This window comes from uncultured Pseudokineococcus sp. (assembly GCF_947495735.1).
Lineage (GTDB): Bacteria > Actinomycetota > Actinomycetes > Actinomycetales > Quadrisphaeraceae > Pseudokineococcus.
Window position 1 is genome coordinate 426,369 of record NZ_CANMAA010000002.1, and the last position, 23,810, is coordinate 450,178.

Genomic DNA, 23,810 nt, shown 5'->3' on the forward strand with positions numbered 1-23,810 from the left:
GGCAGCATTCCGCCGGTCGTCCCCGGCACCAGGGGGGTGCGGCGGCGAGGCTGCCGCCGTCGGGGCGAGAGCTGTCCGACGCACCCGACGCCCGAGGGGGAACCCGCCGTGCCCGGCACCAACCTGACCCGCGACGAGGCGCGCGAGCGCGCAGCGCTCGTCGCCGTCGACTCCTACGACGTGGCCCTCGACCTCACCCGCGGGGCGGAGGTGCTCACCTCGACGACGACCGTGCGCTTCTCGGCGCGCGAGGGCGCCTCGACGTGGCTGGACCTGGTGGCCCCGGCCGTCACGGAGGTGGAGGTCAACGGCGAGCGCCGCGACCCCGCCGCGGTCTTCGACGGCGAGCGGCTGCAGCTCGACGGCCTGGCCGAGGAGAACGTGGTGCGCGTCGTCGCCGACGCCGCGTACATGACCACCGGCGAGGGCCTGCACCGCTTCGTCGACCCGGTCGACGACGAGGTCTACCTGTACAGCCAGTTCGAGGTGGCCGACTCCCGCCGCGTCTTCGCGGTGTTCGAGCAGCCCGACCTCAAGGCGACCTTCCGCTTCACCGTCACGGCGCCCGACCACTGGACGGTCGTGTCGGTCTCCCCCACGCCCGAGCCCTCCTCGGCCGGGCCCGGCCGGGCCACCTGGTCCTTCGAGCCCACCCCGCGCCTGGCGTCCTACGTGACGGCGGTGATCGCGGGCCCGTACCACCGGGTGGACGGCGAGCTCACCAGCCGGGACGGCCGGACGGTGCCGCTCGGGGTCCTGTGCCGCGCGTCCCTCGCCGAGCACCTCGACGCCGAGGAGGTCATGGACCTCACGCGCCGCGGCTTCGCCCACTACGAGGAGCTCTTCGACCTCGCCTACCCCTTCGCCAAGTACGACCAGCTCTTCGTGCCCGAGTTCAACGCCGGGGCCATGGAGAACGCCGGCGCCGTCACGTTCCTGGAGGACTACGTCTTCCGCAGCCGCGTGCCGGAGGCGATGGTCGAGCGGCGCGCCGTGACGATCCTCCACGAGCTGGCGCACATGTGGTTCGGCGACCTGGTGACCATGCGCTGGTGGGACGACCTGTGGCTCAACGAGTCCTTCGCCGAGTACGCCTCGACGCTGGCGACCGCCGAGGCCACGCGGTTCACCTCGGCGTGGACGACGTTCTCCAGCATGGAGAAGTCGTGGGCCTACCGGCAGGACCAGCTGCCCTCGACCCACCCCGTCGTCGCCGACATCCGCGACCTCGAGGACGTCGAGGTCAACTTCGACGGCATCACGTACGCCAAGGGCGCGAGCGTCCTCAAGCAGCTCGTCGCCTGGGTCGGGCGCGAGCACTTCGACGAGGGCGTGCGCCGGTACTTCCGGGCCCACGCCTACGGCAGCACGCAGCTGTCCGACCTCCTCGTCGAGCTCGAGGCCACCTCCGGCCGCGACCTGCGCGCGTGGTCGGCCCTGTGGCTCGAGCAGGCCGGCGTCACCACGCTGCGCCCGCAGGTCGAGGTCGGCCCCGACGGCGCGATGACGTCGGTCGCCGTGCTGCAGGAGGCCCCGGCCGAGCACCCCGTGCTGCGGCCCCACCGCCTGGCCGTCGGCTGCTACGACCTCGTCGACGGCCGGCTGCGCCGCACGCACCGCGTCGAGCTCGACGTCGACGGCGAGCGCACCGAGGTGCCCGAGCTGGCCGGGCGGCCGCGGCCCGCGCTGCTGCTGCTCAACGACGACGACCTCGCCTACGCCAAGGTCCGCCTGGACCCGCAGTCGCTGGCGACCGCCGTGGAGCACCTGTCCCTGATCGAGGAGGGGCTGCCGCGCACGCTCGTCTGGGGCGCCGCGTGGGACATGGCCCGCGACGCCGAGATGCCGGTCGGCGACTTCGTCGAGCTGGTGCTGCGGGGCATCGGCGCCGAGACGGACTCCTCCGTGGTCCTCGTCCTGCTGCGCCAGCTCGCGACCGCGCTGCGCCTCTACACCGCCCCCGAGCACCGGCCGGCGGTCCGCTCGGACGTCGCCGAGCGCCTGCTCGGCCTGGCGCGCAGCGCCGAGCCCGGCAGCGACCTCCAGCTCCAGCTGCTGAAGGCCGGTGCGGCGCAGGCCTCGACGCCCGACCAGCTCTCCGCCGTGCGCGGGGTCCTTGACGGCCGAGCGCCCCTGCCGGGCCTCGAGGTGGACGTGGACCTCGCCTGGGACCTGCTGACCGACCTCGTGGCCGCCGGTGATGCGGGGCTCGAGGAGGTCGACGCGATGGCCGAGCGGGACGCCACCGCGCGCGGGGCGCGCCTCGCCGTCACGGCCCGCGCGTCCCGGCCCGACCCGGCGGGCAAGGAGGAGGTCTGGGCCTCCGTCGTCGACCGCGGCGACACGCCCGTGGCGCTGCAGGGCGCGGCCATCTCCGGGTTCACGCGGGCGTCCGACCCCGCCCTGCTGGCCCCGTTCGTCGAGCGCTACTTCGCGAGCATCGCCCGCGTCTGGACCGAGCGGACGAACGAGACGGCCCAGCAGGTCGTGCTCGGGCTGTTCCCGGACCAGGCCGACGGCGAGGAGGTCGCCGCCCTCACCACCGCCTGGCTCGAGGCCAACCCCGACGCGCCGTCGGGGCTGCGGCGCCTGACGGCCGAGAACCGCGACGGGGTCGAGCGGGCCCGACGCGCCCAGGAGCTCGACCGGCGCTCGCGCGCCTGACGCCCCGGCCCTCTCCGGCCGCGTCGGCACCGACGCGGCCGGAGACGGGCTCCCCGCCTCCGAGGCACCACCTCCCCGCACCTCGGCGACACGGTGCGCCCCAGAGGCGCTCCCCACGGCACGTCGCCGACACAGTGCGCCCCAGGAGCGCTCCCCACGGCACTTCGCCGACACAGTGCGCCCCAGAGGCGCTCCCCACAGCACTTCGCCGACATAGTGCGTCCCAGAGGCGCTCCCCACGGCACGTCGCCGACACAGTGCGTCCCAGAGGCGCTCCCCACGGCACGTCGCCGACACAGTGCGCCCCAGGGGCGCCGTTCGCGGCACTTCGCCGACACAGTGCGCCCCAGGAGCGCTCCCCACGGCACTTCGCCGACACAGTGCGCCCCAGAGGCGCTCCCCACGGCACTTCGCCGACACGGTGCGCCCCAGGGGCGCCGTTCGCGGCACTTCGGCGACGAAGTGCCGAAGGGGGGTGCGTCGAGCGCTCCGGGAGTGCTTCTGGGGGGAGTCAGGGGCGGTCGGTCCGGAGCACGGCGAACAGGACGCCGTCGCGGTAGGCGCCGCGACGCCACTGCGCACCGCGGGTGACGCCCTCGCGGGTGAAGCCCGCCGCCTCCAGCGCCCGCTGCTCGGCGACGTTCTCGACGTCGGTGTGGGCCTCGACGCGGTGCGCCGTCGTGTGCGCGAAGAGCAGCTCGACGAGGGCCTCCTGCGCCGCGCGGCCGACACCGCGGCCGCGGGCGTCCGGCCGCAGCCAGACGCCGACCATCGGGCAGCTCGACGCCGCGTTCGGCCCCCACTGGTGGCGTCGCCAGTGCCAGCTCACCTGGCCGGCCACGGCGCCCTCGTCGTCGAGGACGGTCAGCACCCCGGCGTCGTCCAGGTCGCACGGGCCCGGCTGCGTGCGCGCGGGCGACGGCCCGAAGTCGTACGGGCTCGAGGAGCCCAGCAGCAGCGGGAGGTCGTCGGGGCGCTGGGGACGCAGCTGGACCATGGCCGGAGTCTGGCGCGCCCGGGGTCTTGTGGTGCCTGCGGCGCGCTCGCACACTGGCGGGGACCGGCGCGGGGCGCAGTCCGCTCCCGGCGCCGGGAGCGCCCGGGAGGCCGACGTGGACCACGACACCCGCCCCACCACCGCCCGCGCCGCCGCGGGCGCCGTCCCGGCCGCGATGCCGGTGCTCTCCCGCGGGCGGCACCGCAGCCCCCGGACCGGGGCCTGCTTCATGGAGATGGCCTCGTTCCTCGCCGGTGAGCGCTGGAGCGACCACCCGGCCTGCACCCATCCCCTGCTGGCGCAGCTGGCGCGCGACGTCAACGACCGCACGAGCGACGCCGCCCGCGCCCGCCTGGGGCTGCTCGTGCCCTCCGTGGTGGGACTGCACGACGACGACCCGGCCACGGACGCGCGCCTCGCCCTGCTGTGCGCGCGACGGGCGCTGCCCGTCGCCGCGCAGGAGCGCCAGCACGCCCTCGCCGTGTCCCTGCTGACGGGCGAGGACGCGCTCGCGCGGCTCGAGGGGCGCCCCGCCGACGACTGCACGGCCGCGACGCGGGCGGTCCTCGAGCAGGTGCCGCTCGCCGCCGCCTGGGCGCGCCGCTTCGTCACCGCCACGCGCGGGGTGGGCGCGCCCTCCCGGAGCCGGTCGGGCCCCCGGGGCGCCCGCGAGGACGACCGCGCCGTGCGCGCCTACCGCCGCCACGGGGCGCCGTTCGCGGTGACGTGCTCCGCCGCGGGCATCGCGAGCGCCGTCGGCACCGACCCGGACGCCGCGCTGCACGACCTGCTCGCGGACGCGGTCGCGCTCGTCGCGGGGAGCGCCGGGCCGCCCGCGCCCACCGGCCGGCACGACGACGTGCACGCCTCCGACCGGTGGGCGGAGGCGTGCCGCCTCACCGCGGCGGGGCGTCGCTGAGCAGCGCCTCCAGCAGCGAGCGCACGCGAGGACGGGACGGCAGGTCCTCGAGCATCACCGGGTCGCCCGCGCCGTCGCCCAGCGGGACGCGCCAGTTCGGGTACTGGTCGTAGGTGCCCGGCTGGTTCTGGGTGCGCCGCTCCCCCACCGCGTCGGGCAGGGAGACGCCGAGCAGGCGGCTCGGCGCCGCCCGCAGCAGCCGGTGCAGGCCGTCGACGAGCTGGCGCTCGGTCGGGTCCTGCGGCACGAGACCGCGCTCGGCCAGCTGCGCCAGCACCGAGGCGCGGTCGCGCTCGTCGACCTCCCGCTCCTCCGCCACGTCGCGCGTGAGCAGCCCGAGGCGGTCGCGCAGGTCGATGTGCTCGCCCGCCAGGTAGCCCGCCGTCGGGGGCAGGTCGTGCGTCGTGACGGTGGCCATGCACAGCTCGCGCCACTCCTCGGGGGGCAGCGGCGCGCCCTCCCCGTCGCGCTCGAACCACAGCACCGAGGTCCCGAGGACCCCGCGCTCGCGCAGGTGGTCGCGCACCCACGGCTCGACGACGCCGAGGTCCTCGCCGACGACGACGGCGCCGGCCCGCTGGGCCTCCAGCGCGAGGACGCCGACCATCGCCTCGTGGTCGTAGCGCACGTAGGTGCCCGCCTCCGGGCCGAGGCCCGCCGGGACCCACCAGAGCCGGAACAGGCCCATCACGTGGTCGACGCGGACCCCGCCCGCGTGCCGCAGCACGGTGCGGATCATGTCGCGGTAGGGGGCGTAGGCCAGGTCGGCGAGCCCGTCGGGCCGCCACGGCGGCTGGCTCCAGTCCTGGCCCTGCTGGTTGAAGGCGTCCGGCGGGGCGCCGACGGTGATGCCGCGGGCCAGCGCGGGCCCGAGGGTCCAGGTGTCGGCGCCCGTCGGGTGCACCCCCACGGCCAGGTCGTGCATGATTCCGAGCGCCATCCCGGCCCGCGTGGCGGTGCGCTGCGCGGCCTCGAGCTGGGAGTCCACGACCCACTGCAGCCACTCGTGGAAGCGGACGTCGTCGGCGACGTCGGCCACCAGGTGCGCCTGCTGGCGGCTGCCGTGCTGGTGCGCCTCGTCCGGCCACTGCGAGGAGGGCAGCCCGAAGCGGTCGGCGAGCGCGCACCAGGTGGCGAAGTCGGTCAGGCCCTGCCCCTCGCGGGCCCGGAAGGCCTCGAAGTCGGCCTCGCGCGCCGCGGTGCGCCCGGCGTCGAAGACGGTGCGCAGCGCCGAGCGCTTGGCCGACCAGACCGCGTCGCGGTCGACGAGCGCGCCCTGCGCGGACGCGGCCCGCTGCTCCTCGGCGGCCCACTCGAGCAGCGCCCGGTCGGTGGAGGACAGGTAGGCGGTCTCGCGCACGTCCTCGACCCGGATGTAGACCGGGTTCACGAAGCGCCGCGTCGTCGGCAGGTACGGCGAGGGCTCCATGGGCGTCACCGGCTCGGCGGCGTGCAGCGGGTTGACCAGGACGAAGTCGGCGCCGTGCTCGCCCCCGCTCCAGCTGGCCAGCTCGGCGAGGTCGGCGGTGTCGCCGAGGCCCCACGACAGCCGCGAGCGCACGGAGTAGAGCTGGACCATCAGCCCCCAGTGCTGGCCGTCCCGCACGCCCTCGGGCAGCTCCAGCACCGAGGGGGTCAGGACCAGCGGCGCCGTGGCGGTCGGCTCGGCGTCCCCGGGGACGTCGCCCACCCGCACGCGGACCTCGTGCCAGCCGAGGGGGGTGTCGGCGGGGACGGCGAAGACCGCGCGCCCGACGGGTGCGCCGTCGACCTGGCGCGGGTCGGTCCAGCGGTCCAGCTGGGAGAGCGGGACGACGCGCCCCTCCTCGAGCACCAGCTCGCACGCGACGCGCTCGCCGTGGGGCACGTGCACGGGCACCTCGCCCACGCGCCCGTCGCGCAGGACGACCACGGGGGGCAGCGTGCGGCGCCAGGGCGCCAGCTCCGCCGCCGCGAGCGCCGCCTCGACGGCGTCCTCGCCGGCGGCGTCGACGTCCAGGGCCGCCAGGACGGCGACGATGGTGCTGGCCGGGACGTCGACGTGGCGGCCCTGCCAGTCGTCGTACTCGACGGCGACTCCGTAGCGGCGGGCCAGCTCCTGCAGCCGCTCCGAGGGCGGGGCGTCGCCGGTGGGGGTGGCGGTGGCGTCGGGCATGGTGCTCCGTCCGAGATGTGCGAGGAGGGTGCGGCGAGGACCCGCACCCCGCGGGGAGGGACCGCCGGCGCGGGCCCGGCGACGCCCGGCGATCCTGCCAGAGCAGGGGCGTCGTGGCCCGGCGGCGGCAGCGCTCCCGGAGCCCTCCCCGACGGCGACGACGCCGGACCGGCGGACGTCCGACCACGGGCTGACGCCGGCCGTCGGACCGCCCGTCTACGGTCGCGGCGTGGGGGTCGAGGAGGAGGACGTGCGCTACGCGGGCGCCGAGCCCGCCCGCCGCCCGTCGCGCCGGGACGCCGACCCCCCGGGCGGAGGACCCGCCCGCCCGACGGGCGTCGGGGGGCGCGCGGCCGGGTGGCTGCGGGGCTCCCGCCGCGCCGTGGAGGACCAGGACCAGGACCAGGACCAGGACCAGGACCAGGACCAGGACGACCGGTACGCGGGCGCGGAGCCCGTCCGCCGCGCGTCACGCCGGGTCCCCCGCCCGTCACGCCCGACCCCCGCCCTCCCGGACGGACGACCCGCCCACGCGCCGGGCGTCGGCGAGCGCGCGGTCGTGTGGCTGCGGAGCCACCGCCTCGCCGTCGACGTGGCCACGGCCGTGCTCGCCGCGGTGCTGCTCGCCTTCTCCACCGCGGGGGTGGACATCGGGAGCGCCGTGCCGCTGTGGCTCCAGTGCGTCCTGCTCGTGCTGCCGCTCGCGGGGCGCCGCACCGCCCCCCGCACCACGTTCGCGCTCGTCGTCGCGGCCGGGCTGGTGGTGCTCGCCGTCGGCGAGCTGACCAACCCGGGGCTCGTCGCGGTCCTGGTCACCGTCCACGCGGTCGTCGCCTACGGCTCCCGGCGCGCCGGCAGGCTCGTCCTCGTCACCGGGCTCCTGGCGTCCGTCCTCGCGGCCGCCCGGTTCGTCGCGATCCCCGCCGGTGAGCCCGTCATCGGCGCGGTCGCCGCCGGCGCCATCGGCCTGCTGGTCGTCGCCGCCTGGTCGGTGGGGCAGCTGTCCCGGGTCCGCGTCGCGCAGGAGGCGGCGCTCACCGAGCGCGCCCGCCTGCTGGAGGCCGAGCGCGACCAGCAGGCCGTCATCGCCGCGGCCGCGGAGCGGGCGCGGATCGCCCGGGAGATGCACGACGTCGTCGCGCACTCGCTGTCGGTCGTCGTCGCCCAGGCCGACGGCGGGCGGTACGCGGCCCGCGCGGACCCCGCCGCCGCGGTGCGCGCCCTCGAGACCATCGCCGGCACCGGGCGCCAGGCGCTGACGGACATGCGCGGGCTCCTCGGCGTCCTGCGCCAGGACGACGCCGCGCGCAGGACCCCGCAGCCCGGCTCCGGGGACCTCGCCGCCCTCGTCGAGGAGGTCCGCGCCGGCGGGCTCGACGTCGTGCTCGACGAGCACGGCGAGCGCCGCATGCTGCCGCCCAGCCCCGGCCTCGCCGTCTACCGGATCACGCAGGAGGCGCTGACCAACGTGCTCCGGCACGCGGGCCCCCGCGCCCGGGCCCGCGTCGTCCTGAGGTGGCTGGCGGACGCCGTCGAGGTCGAGGTGGTGGACGACGGCCGCGGGGCGGGCGCGGCGCCGGCGGCCCCCGGCGGGCAGGGCCTCGTCGGCATGCGCGAGCGAGCCGACCTCGTCGGCGGCGCCGTGGAGGTCGGTCCCGTGCCGGGCGGGGGCTGGCGGGTCCGCGCGCACGTGCCGGACGCCGTGCCCGCCCGCCCGCGCACGGCGACGCCGGCGGGCCCGGCCGCGGACGTCCGCTCCGGGAGCCGCTCGTGAGCGCCCCCGTGCGGGTCGTCCTCGTCGACGACCAGCCGCTCGTGCGAGCGGGCTTCGCGATGGTCGTCGACAGCCAGCCCGACCTGGAGGTGGTCGGCCAGGCCGGTGACGGCGACGCGGCGCTGCAGCTGCTCGCGCAGGTGCGGGCCGACGTCGTGCTCATGGACGTCCGGATGCCGCGCCGGGACGGCATCGAGGCGACGCGGGAGCTGACGAGCCGGCCGGACGCCCCGAAGGTGGTCGTGCTGACCACGTTCGACCTCGACGAGTACGTCGTCAGCGCCATCGGCGCCGGTGCCAGCGGCTTCCTCCTCAAGGACGCCGAGCCCGAGGACCTGCTGCGCGCCATCCGCACCGTGCACGCCGGCGACGCCGTCATGGCCGCGAGCGCCACGCGCGCCCTCCTGCAGCACGTCGGCCCGATGCTGCAGGCCGGCCCCCCGGCCGACGGCCCGGGCGGCGCGGCCCCTGAGGAGCGGGCCGCCCCGGCCCCGACGGTCCCGCCGGCCGACGCCGCCGCGCTCGCCTCCCTCACGCCCCGGGAGCGGGAGGTGCTCGAGCTCATGGCCCGCGGCGCCAGCAACAGCGACCTCATGGCCCGGCTGTTCGTCTCCGAGGCCACGGTCAAGACCCACGTCGGCCGCGTGCTGGCCAAGACGCGCTCCCGCGACCGCGTGCAGGCCGTGGTCCTCGCCTACCGCTGCGGGCTCGTGCAGCCCGAGGACCTCCTGCGCGACGCCGCGGACTGACACCGCGACGTCCGACCACGGTCTGACGTCGCACCGCCGCTCGCGCGCAGGGCGACCCGGGCGTCGTCCCGGCGGCGGACGTACCACGCCGCGGCGCGGGCCGCGGAGCAGACCAGCGGCCGACGCGGGCGCCGCGGTCGGCCTCCTAGCGTCGAGACGTCCACCGGGACAGCCGCCTCCGAGGAGGAGGACGTCCCGCTCGCCGCACCCAGGAGGCCCCGTGCGCCCCGCCCCGCCCACCTCGACGACCACCCTCGACCCGGGTGCCGGGCACCGCGCCGCGCCCGACGACGTCACCACGGCGGCCGTGCGCGCCGAGGGCCTCACCAAGGTGCACGGGCGCGGCGACGCAGCCGTCACCGCGCTCGACGGCGTGGACGTGTGCGTGGGCCGGGGCACCTTCACCGCCGTGATGGGCCCCTCGGGCTCGGGCAAGTCGACGCTGCTGCACTGCCTCGCCGGGCTCGACACGGCGTCGTCGGGCCGCGCGTGGGTCGGGTCCACCGAGATCACCGGGCTCCGGGAGAAGCAGCTCACCCGGCTGCGGCGCGACCGCATCGGCTTCGTCTTCCAGGCCTTCAACCTCCTCCCCGTCCTGACGGCGCGCGAGAACGCCGTCCTCCCCCTGTCGCTCGCCGGCCGCGAGCCCGACCCGGCGTGGTTCGCCGAGGTCACGGGCCGGCTCGGCCTGGCCGACCGGCTGCACCACCGCCCGTCGGAGATGTCCGGCGGCCAGCAGCAGCGCGTCGCCGTGGCCCGCGCCCTCCTGCCGCGCCCGGACGTCGTCTTCGCCGACGAGCCCACCGGCAACCTGGACTCCCGCGCCGGCGCCGAGGTGCTGTCGCTGCTGCGCAGCGCCGTCCGCGAGACCGGCCAGACCGTCGTCATGGTCACGCACGACCCGGTCGCGGCGTCGTACGCCGAGCGCGTCGTGCTCCTGGCCGACGGCCGGCTCGCGGGCGAGGTCCACGACCCCACCGCCGAGACCGTCCTGTCCGCGCTCGCCGCCCTGGGGGGCTGAGACGTGCTGCGCCTGACCCTCGCCCAGCTCCGCCACCACTGGGGGCGCCTGCTCGCGAGCGCCACCGCCGTCGTCATCGCGGTCGCCTTCGTCGTCGTCACGCTCGTCGGGGGGTCCACCGCCTCGGCCACCGTCCGCGCCGCCCTCGCGGCGCCCTTCGTCCCCGCCGCCGCCGTGGTCGAGGCTCCCGTCGACCTCCTCCCCGAGGACGTCGACGACCCCTACGCCGCCGCGCCGTCGCTGGCCGGCGCGGTCGACGCGGTCAGGGCCGTGGACGGCGTCACCGCGGTCGCGCTGGACACCGAGGCCTACGCCACGGCCGCCGTCGGCGACGACGGCGCCTCGACCTCCGCCCAGGTCCGCACGGTCGAGCCGGCGGGGTCGCCGCTGCGCTGGCAGCGCCTCTCGGAGGGGAGGCTGCCGGAGCGCACGGGGGAGGTCGCGGTGAGCGACCGCCTCGACGTCGCACCGGGCGGCACCGTCACCGTCGTCCCCGAGGCGCCGCCGGCGACGTCGGAGGACGACGTCCCCGCCGAGCCCGCCCCCGAGGAGCTCGCCGTGGTCGGGGTCCTCGACACCGGGGGCGACCCGATGGCCTCCCTCATGCCGCAGCTGCACGTCACCGCCGAGCAGGTCGCCGCCTGGGGCTCGGGGAGCGCCCAGGCCCTGCGCGTCGCGGCGGCCGACGGCACCGACCCCGACGCCCTCGTGCCGGCGGTCCAGGCCGCCGCCGAGGACGCCCTCGGAGTCCCCGCGCCCGCCCTGACGGCCGAGGCGCACACCGACCAGCTCGTCGATGACGCGACGGGCGGTGCGCTGCAGCTCTTCTCGGTTCTCCTGGCCTTCGCGGTGGTCGCCGTCCTCGTCGCCGGCCTCGTCATCGCGAACACCTTCGCGGTGCTGCTCGCCCAGCGGACGCGCGAGCTCGCGCTGCTGCGCTGCGTCGGCGCCCTGCGCAGCCAGCTCCGGCGCGGGGTGCTCCTCGAGGCGCTCGGCACCGGGCTCGCCGCCTCGGCGCTGGGCACCGCGCTCGGGGTCGCGCTGGTGGCCCTCGGCTCGGCGGTGGTCGGTCGCCTCGACTCCCCCGTCCCGCTGGCGGACCTGTCGGTGCCGTGGTGGGCGCTGCTGACGGGCGTGGTCCTCGGCACCGTCGTCACCGTCGCCGCCGCGACGAGCCCCGCGCGGGTCGCGACGCGGGTGGCTCCCCTGGCCGCGCTGCGCCCGCTCGACCCCGTGCCGCTGCGCTCGCGCGGAGGCGTGCTGCGCCTGGTGCTCGGGCTCGTGCTCCTCGTGCCCGGGGCCGCGCTGCTCGCGTACGCCTCGGTCGCGGGCGAGCTGCTCGTGGGCGTCGCGGCGGGCGTGCCGACCTTCCTCGGCGTCGTCCTGCTCTGCCAGCGCGCGATCCCCGCGGCCGTCGGGCTCGCCGGCCGGCTGCTCGCCCGGGTCGGAGGCGTGCCCGGGCGCCTGGCCGCCCGCAACTCCGTGCGCGTCCCCCGCCGGACCGCGGCGACGGCGACGGCGCTGCTGGTCGGCGTCACGCTGGTGAGCACCTTCGTCGTCGGCGCGGCCTCCGTCCGCGCCACGACGACGACCGAGCTCGAGGCGCAGTACCCCGCGGACGTCCAGGTCGTCTCGCCGGGCGGGCCCTACGAGGACGCCGGCCTGCCCGCCGAGCTCCTCGAGCAGGTCGCCGGCACGCCCGGTGTCACCGGCGCCGCCGCGGTGACCGGCGGGCTCGTCGAGCTCGGCGAGGTCCCCGACGAGGCGGTCCTGGGTCTGCCCGCCGCCGTCGACGGCGTCGTCCGCTCCTCCACGGCCGTCGCCCCCGCCGAGGGCGAGGTGCGCGTCGGCCCCGGCTACGCCGAGGTCAACGGCCTGGCCGACGGCGACGTCGTCACCGCCACGGGCACGGCCTCCGCCGTCGATCTCGTCGTCCGCGTGGACGGGCGCAGCGACTACCCCGTCGTCGCCGCCGCCGAGCTGGAGCGGCTGCTCGGCGCCCCGCCCGTCGTCGAGGTCTGGGCGTCGATCGACGACCCGGACGGCGCCGCGGCGTCGGAGACCGTCGACGCCCTGACCGCCACGGCGTCCGCCGTCGCCCCGGACTCCTACGTCGCGGGCGCGGTGCTCGTGCGCCAGGGGCTGGACCAGGTCCTCGACGTCCTGCTCCTGGTCGTCACGGGGCTGCTCGGCGTGGCCGTCGTCATCGCGCTCGTCGGCGTCGGCAACACCCTGGCGCTGTCCGTCGTCGAGCGCCGCCAGGAGCTCGGGCTCCTGCGGGCGCTGGGCCAGCCGGCCGGCGACGTCCGCAGGACCCTCCTGTGGGAGGCGGGCCTGGTGGCCGGGGTGGCCTCCGTCCTCGGCGTCGGCCTCGGCGTCGTCTTCGGGCTGGCCGGGACGGCCTCCGCCCTCGCCGCCCAGGCGCCGATCGTGCTCGACGTGCCGTGGCTGCAGGTCGCGGCGGTCGTCGTCGTCGCGACGGCGGCGGGGATGGCCGCCTCCCTCCTCCCGGCGCGGCGCGCGGCCCGCACGCCCCCGGTCGCGGCGATGGCGGCCTGACGCCGGCGGTCGGGGACGTCCCCCGGCGCGGTGCCGGGGCGGTGGTGCGGCGCAGGGGGCCGCACCACCGCCCCCGCCCCGTCGCCGCGGGCGGGCCCCGACCGGCTCGGCGAGGAGCAGGATGGCGCCGTGGACGAGCAGCCCGCCGGGGCGGACGTGGTCGAGGTCGCCGACGAGGCGGAGCTGCGAGCGCTCGTGGGCGAGCCGTCGGCCGGCGCCGTGCGCAAGGAGCGCGACCGCCTGCACGACCTCGACCGGCAGTGGCTCGCGGCCTCGCCGTTCTGGCTGCTGGCGACGTCCGGCGCCGACGGCACGTGCGACGTCTCCCCCAAGGGCGACCCGGCCGGGTCCGTGCTCGTGCTGGACGACCGGACGGTCGCCCTGGCCGAGCGGCCCGGCAACCGGCGCGTCGACGGCTTCCGCAACGTCCTCGCCAACCCGCACGTGGACCTGCTCTTCCTCCTCCCGGGCCGCGGCGACACGCTGCGCGTCAACGGCCGCGCCCGCCTGGTGCGCGACGCCCCCTGGTTCGCAGAGCTCGTGGTGCGCGAGCACCGCCCGCAGCTGGCCCTGCTCGTCGAGGTCGAGCAGGTCTTCCACCACTGCTCCAAGGCCTTCCTGCGCTCGCGGCTGTGGGAGCCGGACTCCTGGGACCCGGGCGCCGTGCCCGCCCGCCGGCAGATCGCCCGGGCGCTCGAGCGACCCGACGCCGCGCTCGAGGAGCTCGAGGCCTACTACGGGCCCGCCTACGCCGACGGCCTCTACCGCACCTCCTGACCTCCCCGCCGCGGACGTGGTCGCGAGCGGGCGGACGCGCAGCGCCCCCGCCGCGCAGGGCGCACGTACCGTGCGGCTCGTGACCTCCCCCGGTGACCTCCCCCTCCTCGGCCCCGAGGCGTCGGCCTCGCCCCGGCCGTACCCGCCCGCGCGCCGGGACGACGTCGTCGAGGAGCTGGCCGTCGGCGGCTCGACCGTCGGCGTGGCCGACCCCTACCGCTGGCTCGAGGACGCCGACGCCGAGGACACCCGCGCCTGGTCCGCCCAGCAGGACGCCCTGCTCGCCGAGCACCGCGCCGGGTGGGCGGGCCGGGACGAGGTCCAGGGGCGGCTGAGGGACCTGCTCGCGGCCGGCAGCGTCGGCGTGCCGGTCTGGCGCGGCGCGCGCCGCTTCTCGGTGCGGCGCGACCCCGGCGCCGAGCACGCCGTCCTCCTCCTGCGCGAGCCCGCGGACCCCGCGAGCCCGGACGGCGCGCAGGTCGAGCGGCTCCTGGTCGACCCCGCCGCCCTGGACCCCCGCGGGCTGACGACGCTCGACGCCTGGCAGCCGAGCGTCGAGGGCGACCTGCTGGCCTACCAGCTCTCCGAGGGCGGCTCGGAGGAGAGCGCCCTGCGGGTGATGGACGTCGCCACGGGCGAGGTCGTCGACGGACCGCTGGACCGCACGCGCTACTCCCCCGTCGCCTGGCTCCCCGGCGGGGACGCCTTCTTCTGCGTGCGGCGCCTGGCGCCCGACCTCGTGCCCGACGACGAGGCGCAGTTCCACCGCCGCGTCGTCCTGCACCAGGTCGGGGCGCCGGAGTCCGAGGAGGTCGAGGTCTTCGGCGCCGGGCGCGACCTGCGCACCTACTACGGCGTCTCGCTCTCGCGCGACGGGCGCTGGCTGTCGGTCACGGCCGCCGTGGGCACCGACCCGCGCAGCGACGTCTGGCTGGCCGACCTCGGCGAGGGGTCGACGGCCGCGGCCGCTCCCCCGCTGCGGGAGGTCGTCGTCGGGGAGGACGCGAGCACGTCCGCCCGCGTCGGACGTGACGGGCGCCTGTACGTGAGCACCGACCTGGGTGCCCCGCGCGGCCGCCTGGCGGTCTGCGACCCCTCCGACCCCGGGCCCGCCGCCTGGCGCGACCTGCTCGCCGAGCGGGACGACGCCGTCCTGGAGGGGTGGACCGTCCTCGACGGACCGGAGCTGGGCGAGGAGCCCGTGCTCCTGGCCGCCTGGACGACGCACGCGGTCAGCCGCGTCACGGTCCACGACCTCGCGGGCGGGACCCTGCTCCGCGAGGTCGAGCTGCCCGGGACCGGCAGCGTGGGCGGCCTCGTGTCGCGCCCCGAGGGCGGCTCCGAGGTGTGGCTGACCTTCACCGACCCCACGACGCTCCCGCACGTGCACCGCTACGACGCGCGCACGGGCGAGCTCGAGCTCGTCGAGGGCCCGCCCGGGGCCCCGGCGTCCGACGGCCCCGAGGTGCCCACGCGGACCCAGCAGCTCGAGGTGACGAGCACCGACGGCACGACCGTGCGCGTGCTCGTCACCGCCCGCGCCGACGCCCTGGACGCCGACGGCGCGCCGCGGGCCGGCGCCCCGCTGGTGCTCTACGGCTACGGCGGCTTCGGCATCTCGCTGCGCCCGACGTGGTCGGCGACGACGCTCGCGTGGGTCCGCTCCGGCGGCGTCTGGGCCGAGGCCGGCCTGCGCGGCGGCGGCGAGGAGGGCGAGGACTGGCACCGCGCCGGCATGGGCCCGGAGAAGCCGCGGGTGTACGAGGACCTCGAGGCGGCGGCCGACGCCCTCGTGGCGCGCGGCTGGACGACGCGCGAGCGCCTCGGCATCTACGGCGGCTCGAACGGCGGCCTGCTCGTCGGTGCGGCGCTCACGCGGCGGCCGGGTGCGTACGCGGCCGTCGTGTGCTCGGCCCCGCTGCTCGACATGGTGCGCTACCAGCTGCACGGCCTGGGGCGGACCTGGGCCGGCGAGTACGGCGACGCGACCGACCCCGAGCAGCTCGGCTGGCTGCTGGCGCACTCGCCGTACCACCACGTGCGGGCGGACGAGCCCTACCCGGCCACGCTGTTCACCGTCTTCGACGGCGACAGCCGCGTCGATCCGCTGCACGCGCGCAAGCTGTGCGCGGCCCTCCAGGCGGCGACGTCGCGACCCGTCGAGGAGTCACCCGTCCTCCTGCGGCGCGAGGCCGACGTCGGCCACGGGGCGCGGGCGCTCAGCCGGTCCACCGCGCTGACGGCCGACGTCCTGGCCTTCCTGGGCGAGCGCCTCGGCCTGGACGTCGCGCAGGTGCCCTGACGCCCGACCGCCGACCGACGAGCGGCAGGGCCGACGAGTGCGACGAAGCGCAGGTCTGAGGCGGCTCAGACCTGCGCTTCGTCGCTCTCGAGACCCGAGGCGTGGCCGCGCTCACCGCGGTCGCTCGACCCGGTCCCGGGCGGCTCGGGCTCGCGCACCTTCCAGCCGGCGACGCAGCTCGCGGGCCTGCTCGTCGTCGTACCCCCACAGCGTCACAGGACCGCCCGGCAGCCCGACCAGCTGCGGCGGGCTCGCCCACCGGCTGGGCGGGCGCACCCGGAGGCTGCCGGTCCACGGACGTTCGCGGTCGTCCGAGTCCCCGGCGACGACGACGCCCGTGGGGCGGAGCAGCACGCGCTCACGCCGACCGGCGAGGAGCCGGACGCACGACTGCAGGAGGAGCACGCCCCCCACGACGAGGGGGAGGAGGTGGGGCCCGTCCCCCAGCGCCCAGCTCAGCGCCGTCCACGCCAGGACCACGACGGCGACGACAGCTCCGACGGCCCACGCGACGAGGGAGCGGGGGCGGCCGAGAGGAGTGGCCAGCACCTGCGGGAGGTCCCCCAGGTCGAGGACCAGGCCGTCCGGCACCGGAGAGCGCGCTCCGCTCGTCGAGGACGCCCCGTCGTCCGCCTCGGCCGGCACCGAGCTCGTCTTCCCCGAGCGCGCGGCCTCCAGCCGTCGACCCAGCTCCCGGGCGTCGTCGTCCGTCATGCCGACCAGCACCACGGGCTCGTCGGACGCCCTCGTCCCCCGCAGCTCGGGGTGCTCGTTCCACCGGCTCGACGGTCGGACCTCGCGCACGGTCGACCACGACCGGAGACGGCGTCCGTAGCGGAGGCCGTCGTGGCGGCGGAAGCCGGCGGGCTCGAGGCGGAGGTGCGCACGTGCTCCGACGAGCGCCGCACCACCGCCGCCGACGAGGAGCGCCAGCCCGCCCAGCAGCGCTGCGGTGAGACCGGCGGTGTCGAGGGCCGCACGGACGAGCACCTGCGCGCCGAGCGAGAGGAGCACCACGGAGAGGAGGTAGGGCCACCCCCGCCCCGTCGCCACCGGGTAGCGACGGCCGATGCCGTCGAGGTCGACGCGCACCTCCCGGGCGTGGTCCTGCCGTGCGCCGCTCACGGGTCGCTCCGGACGCCGGCCGCGGACCGGGCCTCCACCAGCCGACGCTGCAGCTCGGCCGCCTGCTCGGCCGACATGTCCGCGAGCGCGACGGGGCCGTCGGCCGCTCTGGTCCCGCGGATCTCCGCGTGCTCCGTCCACCGGCCCGGAGGGCGGACCTCGAGGACGCCGGACCACGGCCGCAGCCGGCCGCGCAGCGCGGGGTCTCCGACGCGGTACCCGAGCGGCTCGAGGACGACCCGTGCACGGCGGGTGACGGTGGCCCCGACGACCCCGAGAGCGAGCTGGGCGCCGCCGACGGCGACACCCGCCCAGTCGACGACTCCCACGGCCCCCGAGACCAGCCTCTCGGCGCCGAGCGCGGCCATGGCGAGCATCACCCACGCGAACCACCGCGACACGGGCAGGCGCCAGGTGCGCGGGAAGGCCTCGAGGTCCACCACGAGCTCCGCCCCCGTCGCCCGCGCCCCTGTTCCCGCCACGGCCGGAGGATGCCGTGGCGGCGTCCCCGGGGCACCGCGGTCGGGCGGATCGCACCCGTGCGAGTGGTGACGTCACCACCGGGCGGGCGCGGGGCCCCGGGGCGACCATGGGCCCATGACGAGCGGCGCAGACCAGACGGCGGGCACGTCCGACCAGCGGGTGCACGGTCCGGGGGACGGCGACATCGGCGACACCGAGCGCCTCGGCGGCGACGTGGCCTCCGACGCCACCGCGGTCGACGAGCACGTGCACGCGCCCCTGGGCGCGGACGGGAGGCCGCCGCTGGTCCTCGTCACGGGGGTCACCGGCTACATCGGCGGGCGCCTGGTGCCGCAGCTGCTGGCCGCGGGCTACCGGGTCCGCGCGATGGCGCGCCACCCCGAGCGGCTCGCCGACCGGCCGTGGGCCGACGACGTCGAGCTCGTCGAGGCGGACGCCAACGAGGCCGCGGACCTGCGCCGGGCCCTGGACGGCGTCCAGGTCGCCTACTACCTCATCCACTCGCTCGGCTCGGGCCGCGACTTCGAGCAGCTGGACCGCTACACGGCGCGGACCTTCGCCTCCTCGGCGCGGGAGGCCGGCGTCGGGCGCATCGTCTACCTGGGCGGGCTCTACCCCGAGGGCGAGCACCTCTCGGAGCACCTGGGCTCGCGCAAGGAGGTCGGGGACATCTTCCTCGCGTCCGGGGTGCCGTCCGTGGTGCTGAAGGCGGCCGTGATCATCGGCTCCGGCTCGGCGTCCTTCGAGATGATGCGCAACCTCACCGAGATGCTGCCCGCGATGGTGACGCCCAAGTGGGTCCGCTCGCGGATCCAGCCGATCGCCGTGCGCGACGTCCTGCGCTACCTCGTGGGGGCCGCGCGCCTGCCCGAGGGCACGAACCGGGGCTTCGACATCGGCGGCCCCGACGTCCTGACCTACCGCGAGATGATGCAGGGGTACGCCGCGATCGCCGGGCTGAAGCCCCGCGTCATCGTGCCGCTGCCGGTCCTCACCCCCCGCCTGGCCTCGCGCTGGGTCGGCCTGGTGACGCCGGTCCCCAAGAAGATCGCCCAGCCGCTCGTCGGCAGCCTCGTCCACGACGTGGTCTGCAAGGAGAGCGACATCCGCTCCCACGTCCCGGACCCGGAGGGCGGGCTCATCGACTTCCGCGAGTCGGTGCGCCTGGCGCTGACGCGCATCCGCGAGCTGCAGGTGGAGACGACGTGGCGCTCGGCCAGCCTGCGCGGGGCGCCGAGCGAGCCGCTGCCGACAGACCCGGACTGGGCCGGCGGCGTGCTGTACGAGGACGACCGCAGCACGGTCGTCGACGCGCCGCCCCAGCACCTGTGGGCCGTGCTGCAGGGCATCGGCGGCGAGAACGGCTGGTACTCCTTCCAGCTCGGGTGGTGGACCCGTGGCGTGCTGGACCAGGTCTTCGGCGGGCCGGGGCTGCGCCGCGGGCGCCGCGACCCCCTGCACCTGTCCGTCGGCGACGCCCTCGACTGGTGGCGGGTCGAGGCCGTGGACCGCGGGCGGCTGCTGCGGCTGCGGGCCGAGATGCGCCTGCCCGGGCTCGCCTGGCTCGACCTGTCCGTCGAGACGGGCGCCGAGGCCAAGGAGGCCGGGCGGCTCGGCGCCGAGGTGGCCGACGACGCCGTCGTCTTCCACCAGCGGGCGCTGTTCCACCCCCGCGGGCTGCCGGGCCGCCTGTACTGGACGGCGATCGTGCCCTTCCACGCCGTCGTCTTCGGGGGCATGCAGCGCAACGTGGCCCAGGCGGCCGAGGCCGCCTTTCGCGCCAACCCCGACGCCGACGCCCTGATGCGCGACCAGGCCGCCGCCGCCGAGGGCCGGGCCCAGACGTCGTGAGCGTCCAGGCGGTCTGAGGGCGAGGCCCCGGCGGTCCGGGCACCGCCGGGGCTGGGCGAGACTGACCACGTGCGCATCCAGGGACCGGGCGGCCAGGAGACCTTCTACGACGCCGTCGGCGGGCACGACACCTTCGTCACCCTCGTCGACCGCTTCTACGACGGCGTCGAGGGCGACGACGTCCTGCGGCCGATGTACCCGGAGGAGGACCTGCCCGCGGCGCGCGTGCGCCTGCGGATGTTCCTCGAGCAGTACTGGGGCGGGCCGACGACGTACTCCGACGAGCGCGGGCACCCGCGGCTGCGGATGCGCCACGCGCCCTTCGCCGTCGGCCCCGTGGCGCGCGACCGCTGGCTGCTGCACATGCGCGCGGCGGTCGACTCCCTCGACCTGCCGCCGCTGCTGCACGCCGAGCTGTGGGACTACCTCGAGCGGGCCGCGCACAGCATGCTGAACACCTTCGACGGCTGACACCGCGGCCGTAGCCTCCGCGGGTGGTCACCGCGCGGGACGTCGAGGTGGGAGGTCGCGTCCTGCGCGTCCATGACTCGGGCAGCGGCGGTGACGCCCCGGCGCTCGTGTGGCACCACGGCTCGCCGCAGACCGGCGCGCTGCTCGAGCCCGTGCTGGCGGCGGCCGCGCGCCGCGACCTGCGCGTCGTGTCCTACGGCCGCCCGAGCTGCGGCGGGTCGACGCCGTCCCCCGGGCGCGACGTCGCCTCGGCGGCCGGTGACGTCGCCGCGGTGGCCGACGCCCTGGGCCTCTCCCGCCTCGCGGTCGTCGGGGCCTCCGGCGGCGGGCCGCACGCGCTGGCGTGCGCGGCGCTGCTGCCCGACCGCGTCCTCGGGGCGGTCTCCCTCGCCGGCCCCGCGCCCTTCACCGCGGACTTCCCCTGGTACGAGGGCATGGCGGACGAGGGGCCGCTGCGCGCGGCCCGCCGCGGCCGGGACGCCCGAGCCCGCTACGTCGAGCACGACCGGTTCGACGAGTCGAGCTTCGTCGACACCGACTGGGCGGCGCTCGCCGGGCGGTGGGCCCCGCTGGGCGAGGACGTGGGTCGCGCGGCGGCCGAGGGCCCCGACGGGCTCGTCGACGACGACGTCGCCCTCGCCGCGCCGTGGGGCTTCGACGTCGCCCGGGTCGGGTGCCCGGTGCTCCTGGTGCACGGCGGCCGGGACCGCGTGGTCCCGCCGTCCCACAGCGACTGGCTGCTGCGGCGCTGCCCGCGCGCGGAGCTGTGGGTGCGCCCCCGCGACGGCCACGTCGCCGTGCTCGACGCGCTGCCGGTCGCGCTGGACTGGCTCCGGGAGGTCAGCGGCGCCTGACCCCGTCACGGGGTGGACGGTGCGCGCGAGCCCGCAGAGCGCCGGTAGCGTCGTCGCGCGTGACGACGACCGACGCCGCCCGCGCCCCTGAGACCGACGCCGACCAGCAGGTGAGCACCACCGCGGGAGGCCGCGGGGAGTGGTGGCGCTCCGCGGTGATCTACCAGGTGTACCCCCGGTCCTTCGCCGACGGCGACGGCGACGGCATGGGCGACCTGCCGGGCATCACCGCCCGCCTGCCGCACCTCGCCGAGCTGGGCGTCGACGCGCTGTGGCTGTCGCCCTTCTACACCTCGCCCCAGCTGGACGCCGGCTACGACGTCGCCGACTACCGCGACGTGGACCCGCGCTTCGGCGTGCTGGCGGACGCCGACGCCCTCATCGCCCGCGCGCACGAGCTGGGGCTGCGGGTCGTCGTCGACCTCGTCCCCAACCACACCTCGTGGGAGCACGCCTGGTTCCGCGCGGCCCTGGCCGCCGGGCCGGGCAGCCCCGAGCGCGCCCGCTACCTGTTCCGCGACGGCCGCGGGGAGCACGGCGAGCTGCCGCCCACGAGCTGGCGCTCGGTCTTCGGCGGCCCGGCGTGGACGCGGACCACCGAGCCCGACGGCACCCCCGGCCAGTGGTACCTGCACCTGTTCGACTCCTCCCAGCCCGACCTGGACTGGAGCAACCCCGAGGTCGTCCGGGAGTTCCAGGACGTCCTGCGCTTCTGGCTGGACCGCGGCGTCGACGGCTTCCGGGTGGACGTGGCCCACGGCCTCGTCAAGGCCGACGGCCTGCCCGAGTGGGACGCGGAGACCGAGATGATCACCGGCACGCTCGCCGGGCAGCACGGGGAGTCGCGCACGCCGCCGCCGATGTGGGACCAGGAGGGCGTCCACGAGGTCTACCGCGCGTGGCGCGCGGTCCTCGACGAGTACGAGGGCGACCGCATGCTCGTGGCCGAGGCGTGGGTCGACCCGGTCGAGCGGCTGGCGCGCTACGTGCGCCCCGACGAGATGCACCAGGCCTTCAACTTCGGCTACCTGGTCTCCCCGCTCGACGCCGCCGCGCTCAAGGCGCAGGTCGAGGAGACCTCGCGGGCCATGGCCGCCGTCGGCGCCCCGCCCACGTGGGTCCTCAGCAACCACGACGTCGTGCGGCACACCACCCGCTTCGGCCTGAGCACCGCCGGCGGCAACCCGGACGGCCTCGCGGCCGGCGACGACCAGCCCGACCCGGCGGTGGGGCTGCAGCGCGCCCGCGCCGCGACGCTGCTCATGCTGGCGCTGCCGGGCAGCGCCTACGTCTACCAGGGCGAGGAGCTGGGGCTGCCCGACGGCGTCGTCCCCGACGACGCGCGCCAGGACCCCACGTGGGAGCGCACGGGGCACGAGGTCAACGGCCGCGACGGCTGCCGCGTGCCGGTGCCGTGGGAGGGCGACGCCCCCTCCTTCGGCTTCGGGCCCACCGCCGCCTCCTGGCTGCCGCAGCCCGCGGTCTACGGCGAGCTCGCCCTCGACCGGCAGCGCGACGTCCCGGGCTCGACGTACGAGATGTACCGCGCGGCGCTGCGCCTGCGCCGGGAGCTGGCGCTGGGCTCCTCGCCGGGGCTGGACTGGACCGACCTCGACGGCGCGGCGGAGGTCGAGGGCGGCGTGCTCGCCTTCCGCAGCAGCGGGGCGCTCGTCGTGGCGAACCTCGGCGGAGAGCCGGTCCGCCTGCCGGACGGCGCGGAGGTGCTGCTGGTCAGCGGCGAGCTCGGTCACGACGGCGAGGCGCGCCTGCTGCCGCCGACGACCACGGCCTGGCTGCGCGGTCCCGCCGCGACGGCCTGAGTCCCTCGACCGCGGGCGCCCCGGAGACGCCGCGGCGCCCGCGGTCGGCGCGCTACAGTCGCGACCCGCTCACCTGAGCGGGGACTGCTCGCAGATGAGAGGTCGTCACCGTGGACGACGAGAGCCCGCCTCCCCCGAGGTCGCGACCGGCGCGGGCCGGCACCTCCACCAGCAGCGCCCCGCGCCCCGGTGGCCACCCGCCCGGCCCGACGGGGCTCGTCCTCCTCGGCGAGGTGGCCCGGCGCTTCCACGTCGTCGGCGACAGCAAGGTCCAGATCGCGGCCGACCTCGGGATCAGCCGGTTCAAGGTGGCCCGGCTGCTGGACGAGGCGGCCGAGCGCGGCGTCGTCCGGGTGAGCGTGGTGGTCCCCGGCGGCACCGACCCCGAGCGCTCGGTGGCGCTGGCCGCCGCGCTGGGGCTCGAGCGCACCGTCGTGGTCGAGACCCCGACGGGCGACGGGTCCGTGGTGCGCCGGCACCTGGGCGCGGCCGTCGCGGCCCTCCTGGAGGAGCTGCTCGTCGAGGGCGAGGTCCTCGGCCTGACGTGGAGCCGCACGCTGGCGCACGCCGCCCAGTCGCTGGAGCGCCTGCCCCCGTGCACGGTCGTCCAGCTGGCCGGCGCCCTGCACGACGCCGGCTCGGGGACCGTGGAGGTGGTCCGTCGCGTCGCCGCCGTCGCGGGCGGGCGCGCGCTGCCCGTCTACGCGCCGCTGGTCACCGCGGACGCCGAGACCGCCACGGCGCTGCGGCGCGACCCGGGCATCCGCAGCGCCCTGCGTCGCGTGGACGACCTCACGACGGCGGTGGTCGCCGTGGGCGGCTGGGGCGCGACGCTGTCGACCATCTGGCCCGCCGTCAGCGCGGCCGAGCGCGAGGCCGGCCTGCGCGACGGCGCGGTGGCCGAGATCAGCGGGCGCCTGCTCGACGCCCAGGGGCGCCGGGTCCCCAGCGCCTTCGACGACCGCGTGATGGCCCTCGAGCTGGAGCAGCTCGAGGGCGTCCCCGAGGTGGTGGCCGTCGCCTACGGCGCGGCGCGCACGTCCGCCGTGCTGGCCGCCGTGCGCACCGGCTGGGTGACGACCCTGGTGGCGGACGCCGAGCTGGCCGACGCGCTGCTCGCGCTGGCCCCGGAGGAGCTGCCCGCCGGCCGCGACGCCCAATCTCTCGACGCCCAGGACCTCGACGCCCAGTACCTCGACGCCCAGGACCTCGACGACGGCGCACCTCCCGCTGCCGACGACGCCCGGCGGTAGGTCCCGCGCGCCCTCGGGGCGAGTCGTCGCGCGTCC

The 23,810-nt window shown here is 77.4% G+C and carries 17 protein-coding genes; 13 read left to right on the top strand and 4 right to left on the bottom strand.

Translation table 11 applies throughout. The features are described 5' to 3' along the window. Window positions 1-108 precede the first annotated feature (108 nt). The gene (gene pepN, locus Q0848_RS04860; protein ID WP_299035594.1) at window positions 109-2,664 is read left to right on the top strand and encodes an aminopeptidase N; all 2,556 of its coding nucleotides are present in this window, start codon (window positions 109-111) and stop codon (window positions 2,662-2,664) included. A 511-nt stretch (window positions 2,665-3,175) separates the two neighbouring features. On the opposite strand, the gene Q0848_RS04865 is transcribed toward pepN, so the two are convergent. Next, entirely contained in the window at window positions 3,176-3,661 is a 486-nt protein-coding gene (locus Q0848_RS04865) for a GNAT family N-acetyltransferase (RefSeq protein ID WP_299035597.1), read from the bottom strand. A gap of 115 nt (window positions 3,662-3,776) precedes the next feature. On the opposite strand from Q0848_RS04865, the gene Q0848_RS04870 reads away from it, so the two are divergent. Further along, complete coding sequence (locus Q0848_RS04870; RefSeq protein WP_299035600.1) at window positions 3,777-4,580, top strand: hypothetical protein; 804 nt, start codon at window positions 3,777-3,779, stop codon at window positions 4,578-4,580. On the opposite strand, the gene malQ is transcribed toward Q0848_RS04870, so the two are convergent. Next, on the bottom strand, window positions 4,558-6,735 hold the full coding sequence (gene malQ, locus Q0848_RS04875) for a 4-alpha-glucanotransferase (protein WP_299035603.1): 2,178 nt from the start codon (window positions 6,733-6,735) through the stop codon (window positions 4,558-4,560). The genes Q0848_RS04870 and malQ overlap by 23 nt on opposite strands. 229 nt (window positions 6,736-6,964) lie before the next feature. Between malQ and Q0848_RS04880 the strand changes: the two genes are divergently transcribed. The 6 genes from Q0848_RS04880 to Q0848_RS04905 all read left to right on the top strand — a co-directional run bounded on the left by Q0848_RS04880 (window position 6,965) and on the right by Q0848_RS04905 (window position 15,917). Continuing rightward, window positions 6,965-8,509 carry a sensor histidine kinase gene (locus tag Q0848_RS04880; protein ID WP_299035606.1) on the top strand — a complete coding sequence of 515 codons (1,545 nt, stop codon included), beginning with the start codon at window positions 6,965-6,967 and terminating at the stop codon, window positions 8,507-8,509. Then, window positions 8,506-9,258 carry a response regulator transcription factor gene (locus Q0848_RS04885; protein WP_299035609.1) on the top strand — a complete coding sequence of 251 codons (753 nt, stop codon included), beginning with the start codon at window positions 8,506-8,508 and terminating at the stop codon, window positions 9,256-9,258. The genes Q0848_RS04880 and Q0848_RS04885 overlap by 4 nt, the downstream gene beginning before the upstream one ends. Before the next feature lie 307 nt (window positions 9,259-9,565). Continuing rightward, a complete protein-coding gene (locus Q0848_RS04890; RefSeq protein WP_366146433.1) occupies window positions 9,566-10,279 on the top strand; it encodes an ABC transporter ATP-binding protein in 714 nt (237 codons plus the stop codon). Window positions 10,280-10,282: 3 nt separating this feature from the next. After that, a complete protein-coding gene (locus Q0848_RS04895; protein WP_299035615.1) occupies window positions 10,283-12,838 on the top strand; it encodes an FtsX-like permease family protein in 2,556 nt (851 codons plus the stop codon). 129 nt (window positions 12,839-12,967) lie between these two features. Then, window positions 12,968-13,615, top strand: a complete 648-nt coding sequence (locus Q0848_RS04900; protein ID WP_299035617.1) for a pyridoxamine 5'-phosphate oxidase family protein — start codon at window positions 12,968-12,970, stop codon at window positions 13,613-13,615. Window positions 13,616-13,694: 79 nt separating this feature from the next. Further along, entirely contained in the window at window positions 13,695-15,917 is a 2,223-nt protein-coding gene (locus tag Q0848_RS04905) for a prolyl oligopeptidase family protein (protein ID WP_299035620.1), read from the top strand. 111 nt (window positions 15,918-16,028) lie between these two features. Here Q0848_RS04905 and Q0848_RS04910 read toward each other — a convergent pair whose 3' ends face one another. Together Q0848_RS04910 and Q0848_RS04915 are read right to left on the bottom strand one after the other, a co-directional pair. Further along, window positions 16,029-17,042, bottom strand: a complete 1,014-nt coding sequence (locus tag Q0848_RS04910; RefSeq protein WP_299035623.1) for a hypothetical protein — start codon at window positions 17,040-17,042, stop codon at window positions 16,029-16,031. Then, entirely contained in the window at window positions 17,039-17,524 is a 486-nt protein-coding gene (locus Q0848_RS04915; protein ID WP_299035628.1) for a hypothetical protein, read from the bottom strand. Before Q0848_RS04915 ends, Q0848_RS04910 begins: the two co-directional genes overlap by 4 nt. Window positions 17,525-17,639: 115 nt before the next feature. Between Q0848_RS04915 and Q0848_RS04920 the strand changes: the two genes are divergently transcribed. The 5 genes from Q0848_RS04920 (at window position 17,640) to Q0848_RS04940 (ending at window position 23,774) form a co-directional block, all read left to right on the top strand. Continuing rightward, complete coding sequence (locus Q0848_RS04920; RefSeq protein ID WP_299035631.1) at window positions 17,640-19,376, top strand: SDR family oxidoreductase; 1,737 nt, start codon at window positions 17,640-17,642, stop codon at window positions 19,374-19,376. A gap of 69 nt (window positions 19,377-19,445) precedes the next feature. Then, the gene (locus Q0848_RS04925) at window positions 19,446-19,847 is read left to right on the top strand and encodes a globin (protein ID WP_299035634.1); all 402 of its coding nucleotides are present in this window, start codon (window positions 19,446-19,448) and stop codon (window positions 19,845-19,847) included. A 23-nt stretch (window positions 19,848-19,870) separates the two neighbouring features. Continuing rightward, window positions 19,871-20,701 carry an alpha/beta fold hydrolase gene (locus tag Q0848_RS04930; protein ID WP_299035637.1) on the top strand — a complete coding sequence of 277 codons (831 nt, stop codon included), beginning with the start codon at window positions 19,871-19,873 and terminating at the stop codon, window positions 20,699-20,701. A gap of 110 nt (window positions 20,702-20,811) precedes the next feature. Further along, window positions 20,812-22,521, top strand: coding sequence for a glycoside hydrolase family 13 protein (locus Q0848_RS04935; protein WP_366146434.1), 1,710 nt, complete (start codon window positions 20,812-20,814; stop codon window positions 22,519-22,521). Between the two features lie 110 nt (window positions 22,522-22,631). Further along, entirely contained in the window at window positions 22,632-23,774 is a 1,143-nt protein-coding gene (locus Q0848_RS04940; RefSeq protein WP_299035643.1) for a sugar-binding domain-containing protein, read from the top strand. The last annotated feature ends 36 nt before the right edge of the window (window positions 23,775-23,810 follow it).